The organism is Protaetiibacter mangrovi, from assembly GCF_024752305.1.
GTDB lineage: Bacteria > Actinomycetota > Actinomycetes > Actinomycetales > Microbacteriaceae > Homoserinibacter > Homoserinibacter mangrovi.
The window spans coordinates 534209-550602 of sequence record NZ_JANTHX010000007.1 but is presented as its reverse complement, the minus strand read 5'-3'; the positions used below and the strand labels follow the sequence as shown (position 1 = coordinate 550602).

General features: G+C 73.3%; 12 protein-coding genes. 7 read left to right on the top strand and 5 right to left on the bottom strand.

The window, feature by feature from the left end; translation table 11 throughout:
• Positions 1 to 30 precede the first annotated feature (30 nt).
• The gene (locus NUH29_RS10305; protein WP_258799261.1) at positions 31 to 1191 is read left to right on the top strand and encodes an InlB B-repeat-containing protein; all 1161 of its coding nucleotides are present in this window, start codon (positions 31 to 33) and stop codon (positions 1189 to 1191) included.
• Between the two features lie 21 nt (positions 1192 to 1212).
• On the opposite strand, the gene NUH29_RS10300 is transcribed toward NUH29_RS10305, so the two are convergent.
• Together NUH29_RS10300 and NUH29_RS10295 are read right to left on the bottom strand one after the other, a co-directional pair.
• On the bottom strand, positions 1213 to 2643 hold the full coding sequence (locus tag NUH29_RS10300) for a class I adenylate-forming enzyme family protein (protein WP_258799026.1): 1431 nt from the start codon (positions 2641 to 2643) through the stop codon (positions 1213 to 1215).
• 24 nt (positions 2644 to 2667) lie between these two features.
• Entirely contained in the window at positions 2668 to 4035 is a 1368-nt protein-coding gene (locus tag NUH29_RS10295; protein WP_258799025.1) for a pyridoxal phosphate-dependent decarboxylase family protein, read from the bottom strand.
• An 84-nt stretch (positions 4036 to 4119) separates the two neighbouring features.
• Here NUH29_RS10295 and NUH29_RS10290 point away from each other — a divergent pair, with 84 nt between their 5' ends.
• The 4 genes from NUH29_RS10290 to NUH29_RS10275 all read left to right on the top strand — a co-directional run bounded on the left by NUH29_RS10290 (position 4120) and on the right by NUH29_RS10275 (position 8175).
• Positions 4120 to 5133: an alpha/beta fold hydrolase gene (locus NUH29_RS10290; RefSeq protein ID WP_258799024.1), complete on the top strand. Its 1014-nt coding sequence runs from the start codon at positions 4120 to 4122 to the stop codon at positions 5131 to 5133.
• Positions 5134 to 5186: 53 nt separating this feature from the next.
• Positions 5187 to 5873: a class I SAM-dependent methyltransferase gene (locus NUH29_RS10285; RefSeq protein WP_258799023.1), complete on the top strand. Its 687-nt coding sequence runs from the start codon at positions 5187 to 5189 to the stop codon at positions 5871 to 5873.
• Positions 5874 to 5983: 110 nt separating this feature from the next.
• Positions 5984 to 7675 (top strand): MDR family MFS transporter, encoded by a 1692-nt coding sequence (locus NUH29_RS10280; RefSeq protein WP_258799022.1) that lies wholly within the window; start codon positions 5984 to 5986, stop codon positions 7673 to 7675.
• Positions 7672 to 8175 (top strand): MarR family winged helix-turn-helix transcriptional regulator, encoded by a 504-nt coding sequence (locus tag NUH29_RS10275; RefSeq protein ID WP_258799021.1) that lies wholly within the window; start codon positions 7672 to 7674, stop codon positions 8173 to 8175. The genes NUH29_RS10280 and NUH29_RS10275 overlap by 4 nt, the downstream gene beginning before the upstream one ends.
• A gap of 30 nt (positions 8176 to 8205) precedes the next feature.
• Here NUH29_RS10275 and NUH29_RS14575 read toward each other — a convergent pair whose 3' ends face one another.
• Genes NUH29_RS14575 through NUH29_RS10255 form a run of 3 tightly spaced genes read right to left on the bottom strand, consistent with a single transcriptional unit; the run spans position 8206 to position 12882 of the window.
• Complete coding sequence (locus NUH29_RS14575) at positions 8206 to 9828, bottom strand: acyltransferase (protein WP_308445767.1); 1623 nt, start codon at positions 9826 to 9828, stop codon at positions 8206 to 8208.
• Between the two features lies 1 nt (position 9829).
• Positions 9830 to 10939, bottom strand: a complete 1110-nt coding sequence (locus tag NUH29_RS10260; RefSeq protein WP_258799020.1) for a substrate-binding domain-containing protein — start codon at positions 10937 to 10939, stop codon at positions 9830 to 9832.
• Entirely contained in the window at positions 10936 to 12882 is a 1947-nt protein-coding gene (locus NUH29_RS10255) for a heparinase II/III domain-containing protein (protein ID WP_258799019.1), read from the bottom strand. The genes NUH29_RS10260 and NUH29_RS10255 overlap by 4 nt, the downstream gene beginning before the upstream one ends.
• A 175-nt stretch (positions 12883 to 13057) precedes the next feature.
• On the opposite strand from NUH29_RS10255, the gene NUH29_RS10250 reads away from it, so the two are divergent.
• Both NUH29_RS10250 and NUH29_RS10245 read left to right on the top strand, forming a co-directional pair.
• Positions 13058 to 15028 (top strand): DUF2264 domain-containing protein, encoded by a 1971-nt coding sequence (locus NUH29_RS10250; RefSeq protein WP_258799018.1) that lies wholly within the window; start codon positions 13058 to 13060, stop codon positions 15026 to 15028.
• Between the two features lie 53 nt (positions 15029 to 15081).
• On the top strand, positions 15082 to 16359 hold the full coding sequence (locus NUH29_RS10245) for an ABC transporter substrate-binding protein (protein ID WP_258799016.1): 1278 nt from the start codon (positions 15082 to 15084) through the stop codon (positions 16357 to 16359).
• Positions 16360 to 16394: the final 35 nt, after the last annotated feature.

The window sequence follows — 16394 nt, the reverse complement described above, 5'->3', positions numbered from 1 at the left end:
GCGTCCCCGACCTATCCCGGAGTCGTCGTGATGCTCGCCACCCGCAAGACCTCTGCCGCGATCGCGGCCGCCACCACCGCGGGGGTGTCGACGCTGTTCGTCGGCGCGGCTCCCGCCTACGCCGCGCCCTCGGAGGCGTGCGGCGACGGAACGCTCGTCGCGCCCGGCGTGTGCGAGCAGACCTTCACCGGCGGCACCTCCACCTTCACCCCGACCGCCACCATGACGAAGCTCGAGGTGCTGCTGGTCGGCGCGGGCGGCAACGGGGCGGACCAGCCCGCCGACAACACCACCGGCTATGCGGCGGCGGGAGGCGGCGGCGAGGTGCGACTGGTCGACCTGAGCGGATCCACCGACCCGTTCACCGTCACCGTGGCGACCCACGATGTGGTGGGTTCGGTCGACGACGGGACCGTCCTCGAGACGGTGAACAACGGCGCCGACGCGGAATACGGCCACGAGACCGGCGGCGCGAGCGGCAGCGGCAACCCCGGCGCCAACGGCGCCAGCACCTCCGCGACGCCGTACGGCTCCGGTGGCGGCGCGGGCTCCGGCACGACCAACCACGCCGACGGCGGCGCGGGTGCGACGGTGTCGAACATCGCCCCGAGCGGATCGCTCTTCACGGGCGACACCCGCTGCTTCGGCGGTGGCGGCGCAGTCGGCGTCGTCGGGTTCACGGATGTCACCGACGCCCACGGCGTGCCCGGATGCGGCGGCGGCGGCCCCGCGGACGCCGCGGCCACGACGCTGACGATCCCGACCGCGAACAGCGGCGGTGGCGGTGGCGGACTCACGATCCCGCAGCCCGACGAGCAGCGTGCGGGAGCCGCCGGAGTCATCATCTTCCGCTGGACCGCGGCGCCGATCACCGTGAGCTTCGACGCTCAGGGCCACGGCACCGCACCGGCGTCGCAGACGCTCGTCGCCGGCACGGCGCCGACGGCGCCCGCTGCTCCCACCGCCGACGGCTACGACTTCGGCGGATGGTACCTCGACGCCGCGCTGACGACGCCCGCGGACTTCTCGGTCGCCGTGAGCGCGTCGACCACGTTCTACGCGAAGTGGGTTCCGGCCCTCGCGGCGACGGGCGCAGAGCTCAGCCCGGCGCTCGTCGGCACCGCGGTCCTCGCGCTGTTCGCCGGCGCGGGTGCACTCGCGGTCGCCCGTCGGCGTCGCGAGTCCGACTGACCGGTCGCGCCCGCTCCCGACTCAGCCGGCGCTGAGCCGGTCGCTCAGCACGCGGCGCAGGGGCTTTCCCGTCGCGGTGCGGGGGATCGCATCCATCCGCGCCACGACGGTCGGGGCGGCGTGTCCGAACTCCGCCCGCAGGCTCTCGAGCAGCGTCTCGGTGTCGAAGGCCCCGTCGACGACCACGGCGAGCGCGATCTCGCGCAGGCCGGAGGCCGTGCCGACGTCGAAGCTCGCCGCGTCGACGACGCCGGCCACCTGCTGCGCGACGTGATCGATCCGCGCCGCGTCGACCTTGATTCCGCCCGCGTTCAGCAGGTCGGTGGTGCGCGTGCGGAGGGTGAGACCCCCGTCGGCGCGCAGCACTCCGCGGTCGCCCGGATGGAACCATCCGTCCCGGAAGGCGCGCGCCGAAGCCTCCGGGTCCCCGAGGTAGCCGTGCGCCATGCCGGGACTGCGATAGCGGATCCACCCCTCGGTGCCCGGGTCGACCGGCTGGTCGCGGTCGTCGACGATCTCGAGCACCGTCCCCGGCACGGGGTGCCCGACGTCGGCCGGGTCGTCGGAGGCGTCCCGGCGACTGGTCGCGCCGCCCGCCTCGGTCGATCCGTAGTTGATGCGCACCGTGCACCCAGGCGCCGACCGGCGGAGGCGTTCCGCCGCCGCGGCGGGCATCGACGTGCCCGAGATCGCGACCGTCGTGAGGCTCGGAAGGGTGCCGCCCTCCGCCTCGAGCTCGTCGAGCAGCGCCAGGATCTTGTGCGGGGAGCCCTTCAGCGTCGCCACCTCCGCGGACCGGATGAGCCGGATGATCTCGGCGGGCGCCGCGCCGCCCGCGCACAGGTACGGCTGCCCGGCCGTGACCGCGAGGTAGAGCTCGCCGATGCCGGCCGCGGTGCCGAGGTCCATGAGGCTGAGCACCGGACCACCCGCGAACCACGACGGCAGCGCGGCGCCGAAGACCCGCTCCAGGTGCCGCCCCATCGCCATCGCCTTCGGGGTGCCGGTGGTGCCGCTCGAGAACACGATGCGCAGGGTGTCGACGGCGGCCTCGCTCGGGCGGATGCCGTACGGGTTCTCGGACACCAGCTGCAGGAAGCGCGCGTCCACGTGCACCGACCGCGCGTCGCCGTGCTGCGCCGACTCGTGGTTCGAGACCAGCCAGCGCACGGGAACCGCCGCGTCCGGCCGGGTGCCGGGGGGGAGCACCGTGCTGATGGCCGCCTCGTGGTAGACCGCCCACGTGAACAGCGCGCCGAGGCGATCGGGCAGGTCGATCGCCACGACGTCGCCCGCGGCCAGTCCGAGTCGGCGCAGCTCGAAGGCGATCTGCTTCGCCAGGATCACCGCGTCCGCGTTGGTGATGCTGTCGTCGGCGGTGCGCAGGAACAGCCCCCGCGGATCGTCTCGGGCGTTGCGTTCGAGCAGGAGGAACGGGTTCGGGTCGGGCATCCCGCCAGGTTAGTGGGAGCTCGCTCACCCCATCGTGTCGAGGATGCCGACCAGGTCGTCGAAGGTCGTGCGGGGGTTCAGGATCGCGAAGCGCGCGTTGGGACGGCCGGCGTGGCTCGACGGGGTGACGAAGGCGTACTGGTCGTCGAGCAGCCGGGCCGACCAGGCGTCGTAGTCGGCCTTCGTCCATCCGTCGCGCTCGAACACGACGACCGAGAGCTGCGGGCGCCGCACGAGGGTGAAGCCGGGACGGCGCTCGATCTCGTCGGCGATGCGGGCGGTCAGCTCGAGCGAGTCGGTGATCGCCTCGCGGTAGGCGGCGGCACCGTAGCTCGCGAGCGAGAACCACAGCGGCAGGCCGCGCGGGCGCCGGGTGAGGTGCGCGGCGAAGTCCGAGGGGCTCCACTCGGTGCGCTCGGTGAGGGTGTCGAGGTACTCGGCGTGCTGGGTGTGCGCCCGGCGGCCGAGCTCGGGGTCGCGGTAGATGAGCGCGCACGCGTCGAACGGTGCGAACAGCCACTTGTGCGGGTCGACGATCACCGAGTCGGCGCGCTCGACGCCGGAGAACAGCTCGCGGGCGACGGGGGAGAGGCGGGCGGCGAGCCCGTAGGCGCCGTCGATGTGCAGCCAGACCCCGCGCTCGGTGGTCACATCCGCGATCCCCGCGAGGTCGTCGACGATGCCGAAGTTCGTCGACCCCGCCGTGGCGACGACCGCGAACACGCTGTCGCCGTGACGGTCGAGGGCGTCGCGCACGGCGTCGCCGCGCAGCACCCCGTCGTCGGCGACCGGGACCGCGACGACCTCGACGTCCATGACCCGGGCCGCGGAGGCGATGGAGGAGTGCGCCTCGGCGCTGCAGACCACCCGCCAGCGATCCGGGTGGATGCCGCGGTCGCGCGCCGCCTCGCGCGCGGCGACGAGCGCCGACAGGTTGCCCAGCGTGCCGCCCTGCACGAAGACCCCGCCGGCCGCCGGTCCCAGCCCGAACTCGTCGGCGAGCCAGCGCAGCACCTCGTTCTCGGCGTGCACGGCGCCGGCGCCTTCGATCCACGATCCGCCGTAGAGGGCGCTCGCCGAGACGACCACGTCGAACGCGGCCGACGCCTTCGACGGCGCGGAGGGGATGAAGGAGAGGTAGCGCGGGTGGTCGGTCGTGATGCAGGCCGGGGCGAGCACGTGCTCGAACACGCCGAGCGCCTTGCGGGCGCCGACGCCCTCCTCCGTGATGGTGCGGCCCGCGAGCCGGGTGAGCTCGACATCGGTGAACGGCTTGTCGAGCGGGGTGTCGACGGCGAGCAGCCGCTGCCGGGAGTAGTCGAGCACGAGGTCGACGATCGCGCGGGTCTCGTCGGTGACGTCGTGCATGCGGGCGGGGTGGGGCGTGTCCATGGGGCTCCGGTCGTTCGCAGAGGTGCGTACCGATCTTCCCGCGACGGCGGGCGCAGCGCATCCGCCGACGCGCAGAATGGTCGGGTGCTGCAGCGGACGGGTCGCGTGACGACGGGCGACGGCGTCGAGCTGGCCTACGCCGAGTCGGGCACGGGACGCCCCCTCGTCTACGTGGCGGGCTGGCTCGGCCATCTCGACCTCAGCTGGGAGCTGCCCGAGGAGCGGGGCTACCTCGAGGCCCTCGCGCGCGGGCGGCGTCTCGTGCGCTACGACCGCGCGGGCACCGGGCTCTCCGCGGCCGCCTCGGGTGCGCCTTCGCTCGAGGCCGAGGTCGCGCAGCTCTCCGCCGTCGTCGAGCGCCTCGGTCCGGAGCCCGTCGACGTGATGGGGGTCTCGCTCGGTGCCCCGGTCGCCGCGGCCTGGGCCGCGGCGCATCCCGACCGGGTTCGCCGTCTCGTGCTCTACGGCGGGTGGGCGCTGGGCGCCGAGCTGTCGCCTCCGAGCGCCCGCGAGCACATGCTCGGCCTCGTCGGCGCCCACTGGGGTCTCGGATCCGACGTGCTCACCGCCGTCTTCGCGCCGGATCTCGCGAGCGCGGACCGCGCGCAGCTCGCCCGCTACCAGCGCGCGTGCGCGCCCGCCGAGACCGCCCGCGAACTGCTGGCGCTGGGCTACCGGATCGACGTGCGCGGGTTGCTGGGGCATGTCGCCTCGCCCACCCTCGTGGTGCATCGCACGGGCGACCGGGCGGTGCCGGTGAGCGAGGGGCGGGCGCTCGCCGCGGGGATCCCCGGTGCGCGGTTCGTGGAGCTGCCCGGGCGCTCGCACCTGCCCTACGCCGGCGACACCGCGGCGCTGCTGACCGCGGTGCGGCGCTTCCTCGGGCTGCGGGGCGCGCGGCGGCCGGCCGCCGTGCTCACCCCTCGCCAGCAGGAGGTGGCGGGCCTCGTCGCGGAGGGCCTCACGAACCGCGAGATCGCCGCACGCCTCGGGATCGAGGAGCGATCGGCCGAGGGGCACGTGGAGCGCATCCGCCTCCGGCTCGGGGTGCGCTCGCGCGCGCAGATCGCCGCGTGGCACGCGGGCCGCGGACGCTGAACTGGGGTATTCCTCCCCCTGCCCGCGGAGCCGGCGCCGCGCAGGCTGAGCTGATGCATCACGATCAGACCGCATCCGAGACCACCGACCACCCGATCCCCTTCGCGCACCACCGGCTGCGGGGTCCCTTCAACGCGACCTTCTTCCGGCTGATGGGGCCCGCCATCGAACGCAGCCTCCGCGCCCGGAAGCGGCGCGTGCTCGCGGGGCTGCCCGCCGAGGTGGTCGAGATCGGGCCCGGGGTGGGCGCCAACCTGCCGTACCTTCCGTCCGGCACCACGCTCGTCGCGCTCGAACCGAACCGGCAAATGCACGCCGGGCTGCGCTCCGCCGCCGATCGGCACGGCGTGCGGCTCGAGCTGCGCGAGCGACCGGCCGAGCGCACCGGGCTGCCGGACGACAGCGCCGACGTGGTCATCTCCTCGCTCGTGCTGTGCACGGTCCCCGACCCGGGCGCCGTGCTCGCGGAGATCCGTAGGATCCTCCGCCCCGGGGGGAGCTTCCGGTTCCTCGAGCACGTCGTGGCGGGGGAGCGCACCTTCACCCGGCGCGTCCAGCGCTGGACCCGTCGGCCGTGGACGTGGACCTTCGAGGGGTGCTCCTGCGAGCGCGACCTCGAGGCGGCCATCCGCGCGGCGGGGTTCGCCGAGGTGGAGGTCGAGCGCTATCGCATCCGCTCGCCGTTCGTTCCCTTCAACACCCACATCGCGGGCGTCGCCCGGGTCGCGACAGATAGTTGACAGCGGTCAACCATCGGCGTATGGTTGACGCAACTCAACGGTTGACGTCTGTCAACCTCTCGCGCCATCGTCGCCGCGCGTCCATCTCCACCTCAGTTCGAAGGACCCGTATGTCCAGCTCCACCGTCGCGTCGTCCGACGCACCCGCCGACCCCAAGCAGCACCGTCGCGTGCTGGAGGCCCTGTCGGGCCTGCTGCTCGGCATGTTCGTGTCGATGCTCGCCTCGACCGTCGTCTCCACCTCGCTGCCCACGATCATCCACGACCTCGACGGCAACCAGACCGCCTTCACCTGGGTCGTCACGGCGACGCTCCTCACCACGGCGATCTCGACCCCGGTCTGGGGCAAGCTCGCCGACCTGACCAACCGCAAGCTGCTGTTCCAGCTCGCGATCGCGATCTTCATCATCGCGACCGCGGCGGCCGGGTTCTCGCAGACGCCCGAGATGCTCATCACGTTCCGTGCCGTGCAGGGCATCGGAGCCGGCGGTCTCGCCGCCCTCAGCCAGGTGATCATGGCCGACATCATCAGCCCGCGTGAGCGGGGTCGCTACATGGGCCTGTTCGGCGCCGTCATGGCGGTCGCCACCATCGGCGGCCCGCTGCTCGGCGGGGTCATCGCCGACACCTGGGGATGGCGCTGGAACTTCTTCGTGGCGCTGCCGGTCGCGATCCTCGCGCTCATCATCGTGCAGTCCACCCTGCACCTGCCCAAGCGCACCCCCGGCAAGACCTCGATCGACTACCTGGGCATCGTGCTGCTGTCGATCGCCGTGTCGCTGCTGCTCATCTGGGTCTCGCTCGCCGGCGACTCGTTCGAGTGGTGGAGCCTGACGACCGTGCTCATGGTCGGCGGCGCTGTCGTCGCGACCGCGCTGTTCATCGTGGTCGAGCTGCGCTCGAAGGAGCCGCTCATCCCGCTGAACCTGTTCAAGAACCTCACCTTCACGCTCTCGGTCGTCGCCTCGATCGCCACCGGCATCGCGATGTTCGGCGCCTCGGTGTTCCTCAGCCAGTACATGCAGCTCGCCCGCGGCGCCACGCCGACCGAGGCCGGCCTCATGACGATCCCGATGATCGGCGGACTGCTCGTCGCCTCGATCGGCGTCGGCGCGCTCGTCACCCGCTTCGGCAGGTGGAAGCCGTACCTGATCGTCGGCGCGCTGCTGCTCATCGGCGGCTCGTACCTGCTGTCGACCATCCACTACGACACGAACTTCGTGCTGGTGTCGATCTACATGGCGATGCTCGGCGCGGGCGTCGGCATGACGATGCAGAACCTCGTGCTGGTCGTGCAGAACACCACCGAGCCGAGCCGCATCGGCGTCGCGAGCTCGGGGGTCACCTTCTTCCGCAGCCTCGGCGGCACCATCGGCGTCTCGGTCATGGGCGCGGCCCTCGCCGCACGCGTGACCGACCTCGTGGCCGAGCGGAAGGACGACATCGGCGTCGCGATCGCGAGCCTCGGCGCCGACGCCCCGAAGTGGGTCGAGGCCCTGCAGTCGGGCGCGCTCCCCAAGGTGGCGGAGATGCCCGATGCGCTGCGCACGGTGTTCGAGGGCATCTACGCCAACGGCATCTCGCACTCGTTCCTCATCGCGGTGCCGTTCGCGGTGATCAGCCTGCTGGCGATCGTGTTCCTCCCGAACAAGCCGCTCACCCGCATGACGACGAGCGAGCGCATCCAGGCCTCCGAGGCCGACCTCGCGACCGTCTCGGTGCCCGAGGGCATGGAGGTGCTGGCGGCCACCGGCAGCATCCCGACCGTCGGCGACGCCCGCGAGGACAGCGACCCGCGATGACCACCCCCGACTCCGTGGACGCGGCGGCCGCACCCGCCGCGTCCACGGGCACGCCCGACGCCCGACGCGAGGCGGTGCGCGGCCTCGAGGGCGCGTTCAGCGAGCTGATGGGCGAGTTTCGCCGGGTCTACGCGCAGGCGGCGGAGGCGGTCAGCCCGGGGATGCTGCCCGGCACCTTCAAGGTGCTCTCGCTCATCCAGCGCTCCGGCTCCATCACGGTGTCGGGTCTCGCCGAGCGGATGGCCGCCGACAAGGGCCAGGTGAGCCGCAGCGTGACCGAGCTCGAGGAGCTCGGGTTCGTCGAGCGGGTCGCCGACGCGGCGGACGGTCGGATCAAGCTCATCTCGGTGACGCCGCTCGGTCTCTCGCGCCTCGACGTCGCCCGGCTGCCGTACGAGGGCCGACTGCACGACGTGCTGCTGGACTGGCCCGTCGAGACGATCGAGCAGCTCACCGCGCTGCTGCACGCGCTCGCGGTGGGGGAGACGCCCGAGGCGTAGCGAGGCGACGGGGATCTCGAGACGCGTCCGCTACGCGGGCGCTCCTCGATCACCCGCCGGGCCGGGGGCGTGGACGCCCGCCGGGCGATAGCCGAGCTCGTCGGCGAGGCCCAGCAGCTCGGCCAGGTACCAGATGATCGCGAGCCACATCTCGGTGCCCTGCAGCCCCGGCTCGCCGCCCTCGGCGAAGGCGATGCCCTGCCCGGGCGTCCAGCCGTCGAGAGCGGCGTCGAGCAGCTCGCGGGCGAGCGCCCGCACCTCCGCGCCGCGCCGCGCGCTCGCCCGGGTGAGCCACAGCGGATGCGCGACATCGAGCACGTTGCAGGCGTCGCGACGACCGGGGGTGAAGAAGCGTTCGTCGCGGGCGTGCGCGAGCACCGTGTCGACGACGCGCTCCGGGTACGGCACGGGCAGGCCGGACTGCGCGAAGGTGCCGCGCGTGGTGCGGTAGAAGCCGTTGACGGGCTGCAGCATCCCGTCGGCCTCGCGGGGCGAACCCCACAACCCGGTCGCCGGGTCGGCGTGGGCGACGAGCCAGCCGACGAGGGCCTCCTCGGCCCCGGGCGGTACGGCGTCGCCGCGGCGCCGTGACCAGTGCAGCGCGGTGCCCCACGCGTCGACCCAGTGGCCGGCCGTCCAGGCCGCGGCCTCCCACGGCAGGGCCTCGAGCGACTCGACGAGCGCGGACGGGCTCGCCTCGGTCGCCATCGGCAGGGGCGCCGGGAACTCCGACCCCAGCAGGTCGAGCGCGTAGCCGACGCACAGCACGTGGTACGCGACGTCGGGGTCCGTGGTGTCGGCGGGGAGCGGCTGCCGACCGGCCCCGTCGATCGGGGCGACGAGTCCGGTCACCTGGTCCTGCCAGCCGTGCAGCCGGGCGAGCTGGTGCGCGCGGGGGAGCTGGGTCGGCGCATCGCCGGTCAGCAGCACCGCGAGCTCGATCGCGTCGCACTGAGCCCGCACGGTGGGCGCCGCCCCGGGACGGTCGACGAACAACCGCGCCTGCACGTCCCAGGAGCGGTCGAGCACGGCCGCGACCTCCGCCCGCGCGGTCTGGCTGAACTCCCGGAGGCGCGCGCGCAGCGGGTCGGCGGGCGACACCCGCCACTTGAGGTGCCGCGCCGGATTGCCGCCGACGACGGCGCCGGCGGGCACGTCCTTCGTGACGACGGCGCCCGCGGCGAGCACCGCCCGGTCGCCGACGGAGACCCCGTCGAGCACGATCACGTGCGACCCGATCCACACGTCGTCGCCGATGCGGATGCCGCGTGAGGTGAGCGGCTGCCGGAAGACCTCGACCTCCGGGTCGTCCATCGTGTGGTTGAAACCGAGGATCGAGGTGTGGGCGCCGATCCGCACGGCGTCGCCGATGGTCACGTCACCCCGCACGACGGCGTAGGGGTTGACGCTGCAGTCGCGGCCGAGACGCAGCTCGCCCGTCAGGTAGGCGCCAGCGGCGACGTAACTGCGGTCGCCGAGCACGAGCTGCTCGGCGTCGACGGAGGCCAGGGGCGACACGAAGCAGCGCTCCCCGAAGCTCGCGCCCGGCCGCGCGGTCCGCAGCGCCTCCTGGTGGGCGAGCTGGGATGCCGCATCCGCAGCGGATGCCGTCTGCCAGAACTCCCAGGGCGAGAACTCCCGCGGGTCGATCACCTCAGTCGTCCGCCCGCGGCGCGGCCGTCGACTCGCGCACCCGCAGCTCCGGGTTGATCGTCACCCGATGCACGGGGCGCGTGGGATCGGCGATCCGTCGCGCGAGCAGCTCGACCGCCGTCGCGCCGACCGCCTCGCGCGGCGGGCTGACGGCGGTGAGCGGCGGTGTGAACAACTGCGCCACCTCGTCGTCGTAGGCCATGATCGAGAGCTCACCCGGCACCGGGATGCCGCGCCCGAGGGCGAGATCGACGAACGCCATCGCCTCGTGGTCGGGGTGCACGAGCAGCGCGGTGATCCCCTTCGCCCGCACGGTGTCGAGCGCCGCATCGACCGACTTCGAGAACTCGGCGGTGCTGCGGTCCGGGATCATCGACTCGAAGTGCTGAGCCGGGGTCAGCCCGAGCTGCTCGCACGCCGCGCTCCAGCCCGCGGCGATCTTGCGCGAGGTGGGGGAGGTGCGCGACAGCACGAGTCCGACGCGCTTGTGGCCGAGGGAGGCGAGGTGCCGCGCCGCGAGCGCGCCGCCGAGCGCGTGATCGCTCGTCACCGACTCGAGGGGGGTGCCGTCGGGGTGCAGCGCGTCGCGCTCGGCGAGCACGCTCGGCACGCCGCAGTGCGCGAGCCACTCGACGACCTCCTGCGCGTGCGGCATGTCGGTGTTGGGGGCGACGATCAGGCCCCGCACGTTCTCGGTGCGCACCAGGCGCTCGAGCATGGGACGCTCGTCCTGCAGTTCGTAGGACGCGCCGCGCACGATGAGGCGGTAGCCGAGCCGGCGCGCCTCCTCCTCCGCGCCGCGCACGACGGTCGGCCAGTAGTAGCCCAGCGAGGGCACGAGCACCGCGATCGCGTCGTCGGTCGACGGGCGCGCGACCGTCTCGGCGGCGGGACTGCGCAGGCCGCCCTCCGGGGGCACGGCGCCGCCGTGCACGCGCACGAGCAGCCCCTCCTTCTCCATCTGCGCGAGGTCGCGACGCAGCGTCACCGACGCGACCCCGAGGTCGTCGATGAGCTGGGAGATGCGGACGATGCCGTCGCGCGAGAGTGCGCCGAGCACGTGGGCGCGGCGGGCGGCGGCCAGCGGCGCGTGCGGGTTGGGGTCGCTCATCGGTGGTGGTCCTCAGCTGTGGTCGTGTCCAGTTCTACCGTGACCCGGGCCTTCTCGCGCGCCGAGACGTCGAGTTCGAGCCGGGTGAGTCGTCCGCCCCACACGCTGGTGAGGAGCGGATCGGCGAGTTCGCGCACCGTTGTCGTCACGCGGACATCGTCGGGCCAGCGCAGGCGGACGGTGCGAGCGCCCTCGAGCGGCGTCACCCGGGCGCCCCCGTCGACGAGCTCCACCTCGCCGGCGAGCAGCAGGTGCAGCGTGGTCGGGGCCGCATCCGGGCGCTCCTCGAGCCGCCAGTCGTCGTCGACCTCGACGCGCGCACCCGCGCTGCGGGTGAGCGTCACGGTGCGCCGCCAGGACCGCACCCCCGCGTCGGGGTAGGCCGCCGCCAACTCCATGGAGAGGCCGGAGGCGTCGTCGCCGAGTTCGGGCGAGGTGCCGTGGGCGTGCGCCGCGGCACCGTGCGCCTGCGGCATCCCCCGCACCTCGGGGACGTTGTGCCAGCTGCTCTGCATCGTCCAGATGGTGTAGCGCTCCGGCCCGAAGGTGGCCGCCGTGTAGGTCGGACGCCCCGCGTCGACGAGCACCGGCACCCCGTCGACGGCAACGACGAACGAGCCGACGTCGTCGTGGTTGTGATGCTCGCCGTTGTGACCGCCCTTGGTCGCCACGGTCAACCCGGCCGCCGAGCCTCCGGTCTCGCGCGCCAGCAGCACCTCGACCGAGGGCAGCCAGACCTCGCGCGGCAGCGGCGAGGGCGCGCGCTCCGCGCCGACCCACACCGGATCGGTCGCCCCGCGCAGCATCCGTCCGAGCCCGTGGGCCTCGGACACCGCGGGCGCGGTGGGGATGCGGTGCGCGGCGGCGTGGGCGCGCGCCGCGTCGTCGCCGACGGTGCGCGCCGCCCGATGCAGTGCGTGCCACGGCTGCTCGCCGTCGGGGCGCGCCTGCCCGTCGGCGAGGTTGAGGTACCACTCGCCGCCGAGGTGCATGCGGTGCGGGAACGCGACCGTCGCGACGAGCGCCGGGATCTCGGCGATCACGTCGAGCGCCCCGCCGGTCGCCGCCGCGAGCACGTCGAGCGCCTCGAGCGCCCGGCAGGCGCCGTTCCACCAGTACGCGTAGCCCTCGTCGATCGCGCCGTCCGCCGGAAGGGAGGCGAGGTAGCGGTCGAGGCCCTCGAGGGCGAGCGCGACGACGAGCGAACGCTCGGGGCCGGGGTCGAGCAGCTGCAGGGCGGCCACCAGCACGTTGCCGTGGATCCAGGGGTTCCAGTTGTGCACGTCGCCGTCGAGGCCGATCCAGTGCCAGTCGCGGCGGCGCACGAAGGGCTCGACGACGCGGATGCGGGCCTCGCGCCGGATGCGGTCGCGGATGCCGGGGTAGCGCTCGTCGAGCGCGGCGCCGAGCAGGTGGTCGATCCAGGCGAGCTGCCCGACGACCTCGCCGGCGCCGAGGTCGAGGAACGGGTCGTCGACGGTCGCGAGCACCGATCCGTGTGATCGGAAGGTGTCGTCGTGCGCGGGCCAGCACCAGGAGCTCTGCTCGCACAGCAGCCACACGCCGTCGGCGACGGCGTCGAGGTGCTGCTCCGCGGCCGTCGCGGCCGCGGCGAACGCGGCCCGGCTGAGGCGATGCTGGCGCGCGAACGCGGGCGTCTCCCAGCGTTCGCGGTCACCGTCGCCCGGGCGGTGGAAGCGCGCGGCATCGCTCGCGAGGGGCATCGGCCACGGCTCGTCGGCGTCGCCCGCCACCCTGGCGAGCACCGCGTCGCAGGTGACCGGGTCGATCGCGTCCCACGCCGCGCGGTCCGCCGCGGGCGGGACGGGGAGGGCCGAACCGGGGTCGGCGAGCAGCTCGGCGATCGATCCGCCTGCTCGGAGCCGCGCCCGGATGGCGGCGTCGAGCGGGCCGCGGAATTGCTCTGCGGCGGCTTCGTGCACGGTTCGCGCCTCTCATCATCGAGAGCGATTCGCTCGCCCCGGGCGGTGGTTACGTCGTACAAATGATCATAAACGATCATTTCAATTCAGTAAAGCACTTGTCGTGAACGAATCCGATTGCTAATCTCCGAAAGCGGTCGACGGATGACCGTTCCAGATTCGAGGGAGAAACCGGATGCGCGAGCAGTCGAGCCGCCTCGTCGCGGCGCCCGCATCCGGTGCCGCGGATCGCGCCTTCTGGACAGGCTATGCGGACCGGCTGCTGACCGGCGCCCGCGCCTACGCCTCGCCGGGGCACGCCCGCATCACCCCGCCCGGTGCCGAGGGCGGCTACGGCAACGCCGTCGACGGCCTCGAGGGTTTCGCGCGCACCTTCCTGCTCGCGGGCTTCCGTCTCGTGGGAGAGCACGGCGAGGGCCTCGACGAGCTCGCCGACTTCTACGCCGCGGGCATCCGCGCCGGAGTCGACCCCGATGCCCCCGACCGCTGGGTCCGTCCCGACGAGCACCCTCAGGCGAAGGTCGAGGCGGCGTCGCTCGCCCTCATCCTCGACCAGACCCGCCCCTGGATCTGGGACCGGCTCGACGCCGTCACGCAGCAGCGCGTCGTCGACTACCTCGCCCCCGTCGTGGGCGACACGAGCTACCCGCGCAACAACTGGCTCTGGTTCCGCATCGTGGTGCAGACCTTCCTGCGGTCGGTCGGCGGTCCCTGGTCGGCCGACGACATCCGCGACGACCTGGCGCTGCACGACTCGTTCGTGCGCGCAGACGGCTGGCTCTCCGACGGCGACGAGCGCTCCTACGACCACTACGTCGGCTGGGCGCTGCACCTGTACCCGGTGCTCTGGTCGCGGATGCAGGGCGCGAGCGAGCTCGCGGCCGGGCGCACCGCGGGCGACGTGGCCGCGCTCGACCGCTTCCTGCAGGACGCCGTGGCGCTCGTCGGCGCGGACGGCTCGCCGCTGCTGCAGGGCCGCAGCCTCATCTACCGCTTCGCGGCCGCCGCCCCGTTCTGGGTCGGCGCGCTCGCCGAGGTGCCCTCGACCTCACCCGGTGCGCTGCGCCACGCCGCCGAGCTGATCGTGCGGCACTTCGCCGACCACGACGTGCCGGGATCCGACGCGCTGCTGAGCATGGGCTGGCACGCCGAGTGGCGCGCCCTCGCGCAGAGCTACTCCGGGCCGGCGTCGCCGTACTGGGCGTCGAAGGGCATGCTGGGCGTCGCGCTGCCCGCCGAGCACCCCGTGTGGTCGGCACCCGCCGAGCCCCTGCCCGTGGAGCGGGGCGAGGTGCTGCGCGCGATCGCCGCGCCCGGCTGGATCGTCTCGGGCACCCCCGACGACGGCATCGTGCGCGTCGTGAACCACGGCACCGACCACGCGCATCCGGGCGACGCCGTCGGCGACTCCCCGCTCTACGCACAGCTCGGCTACTCCACGGCCACGAGCCCGCTGCTCGACGAGCAGGCCTGGACCACACCGCTCGAGCAGGCCGTCGCGCTCGTCGCCGCCGACGGCCGCACCAGCCACCGCGCCGGCATGACCCTGCTCGGCGCCCGGATCGACGAGACGGACGGGCTGCGCGTCGGCGTCGCCGGGTCGCTCGCCGTCGCCCACCTGCTCGAACCCGCGCCGATCGAGCGCCGCCACGGATCGGGTCTCGCCGGCGCGGCGACGCCGCTCGGCACCCTCGAGGTGCAGTCGCTCGTGCGCGGCCCCTGGGAGGTGCGGCTCTCCCGTCTGGTCTCGATCGAGGACGGCGTCGATGTCGGCGCCCTCGGGATGCGGGTCGGCGGCTGGGCGGTCTCCGCCGACGCGATCGGCTCGGCCGAGGGGGCCCGCGTCACCGCGGGCGCTCTGACGAGCACCCTCGTGCCGCTCGGCGGCGAGGCGCGCGCCGACGTCGTCGTGCGCAGCGACGCGAGCCCGCTCGGAGGCGCGAGCGCGGTGCCCGTGCTCGACTACCGCGCCGAAGTCGGCACCTGGATCGCGACGCTCGTCGAGCTGCGCGGCGTGCCCGCGCCGGCGCCCACGGCATCCGTCGACATCGACGCCGACGGACAGGTCACCGTGAGGTGGCCGGACGGGGTGCGCACCGCATCCCGACTTCTCGACTCCGGCTCCGCCATGGCGGCGGACCGGTGAACCCCCGGGTCACCAACAGGCCCAGAGTGACAATGCAAAGGAGCAGCAACCTGATGAAGCGCAAGCTCGCCGTCGCGGTCGGCCTCGCCGCCGTGGCATCCCTCACGCTCGCCGCGTGCAGCGGCGACGACAGCCCCTCGGAGTCGTCGGGTCCCGTGACCCTGACCCTCTCGGGCTGGAGCCTCGAAACCACCCCCGAGTTCCAGACGCTCGCCGACGGGTTCCACGAGGAGAACCCCGACATCACGATCGAGCTCAAGGAGTACGACCCCTCGGAGTACAACACCCTCGTCACCGCGGACCTCGCGGCCGGCGTCGGGCCCGACATCATCACCCAGAAGGAGGTCAAGTACGTCACGACCTTCCAGGAGGGCGGCCAGCTCATGGACGTCTCCGACGTCGAGCTGCCCGACGGCATCGCCGGCGCCGACTCCTACAAGGTCGACGGCGTCTCCTACGCCGTGCCGTACCGCAACGACTCGTGGGTGCTGTTCTACAACAAGGCCATGTTCGACGCGGCCGGGGTCGACTACCCCGACGGCTCGTGGACGTGGGACGACTACGCGGATGCGGCTGCCGCGCTGAAGGCGGGCGGCGCCCCCTACGGTGCCTACACGCACCGCTGGCAGTCGGTCATCCAGGGCTTCGCGAACTCGCAGGAGACCCAGGGCGACGGCGTGCTGAGCGGCGACTACGGCTACATGAAGTCGTTCTACGAGCGCGCGCTGCAGATGCAGAACGACGGCTCGATGGTCGACTTCAACACCTCGAGCGCCAACCAGCTCACCTACCAGGGCGAGTTCGGCAAGCAGGACGCCGCCATGATGCCGATGGGCACCTGGTACGTCGCGACGCTGATCGCCCAGCAGGCCTCGGGCGACTCCGACACCTTCGACTGGGGCATCGCGCCGATCCCGCAGCTCGACTCGTCGACCACCGACGAGCCGGTCACCTTCGGCGACCCGACGGGCTTCGGCATCAACGCCAACATCGACTCCTCCAAGGTCGACGCGGCCAAGGCGTTCCTGGCGTACGCCGCCGGGGAGAAGGGCGCCAGCTCGCTGGCCGCCATCGGCATCACGCCGGCGCTGACCAACGACGCCGTCGTCGACACCTACTTCTCGGTGGAGGGCGCCCCGACCGACGAGCTCTCGAAGTTCGCCTGGTCGACCCACGTGGTCTACCCGGAGAACCCGACCTCGTCGAAGACGGCCGCCATCCAGGGCATCCTCGGCGACATGCACACGGCGATCATGTCCGGTTCGACCTCGGTCGACGACGCGATCAGCCAGGCGGAGGATCGTGTGAAGAACGAGGTCGGTCTCGACTGACCGACCGTGCCGGCCGGCCCGCGACCCGGGCCGGC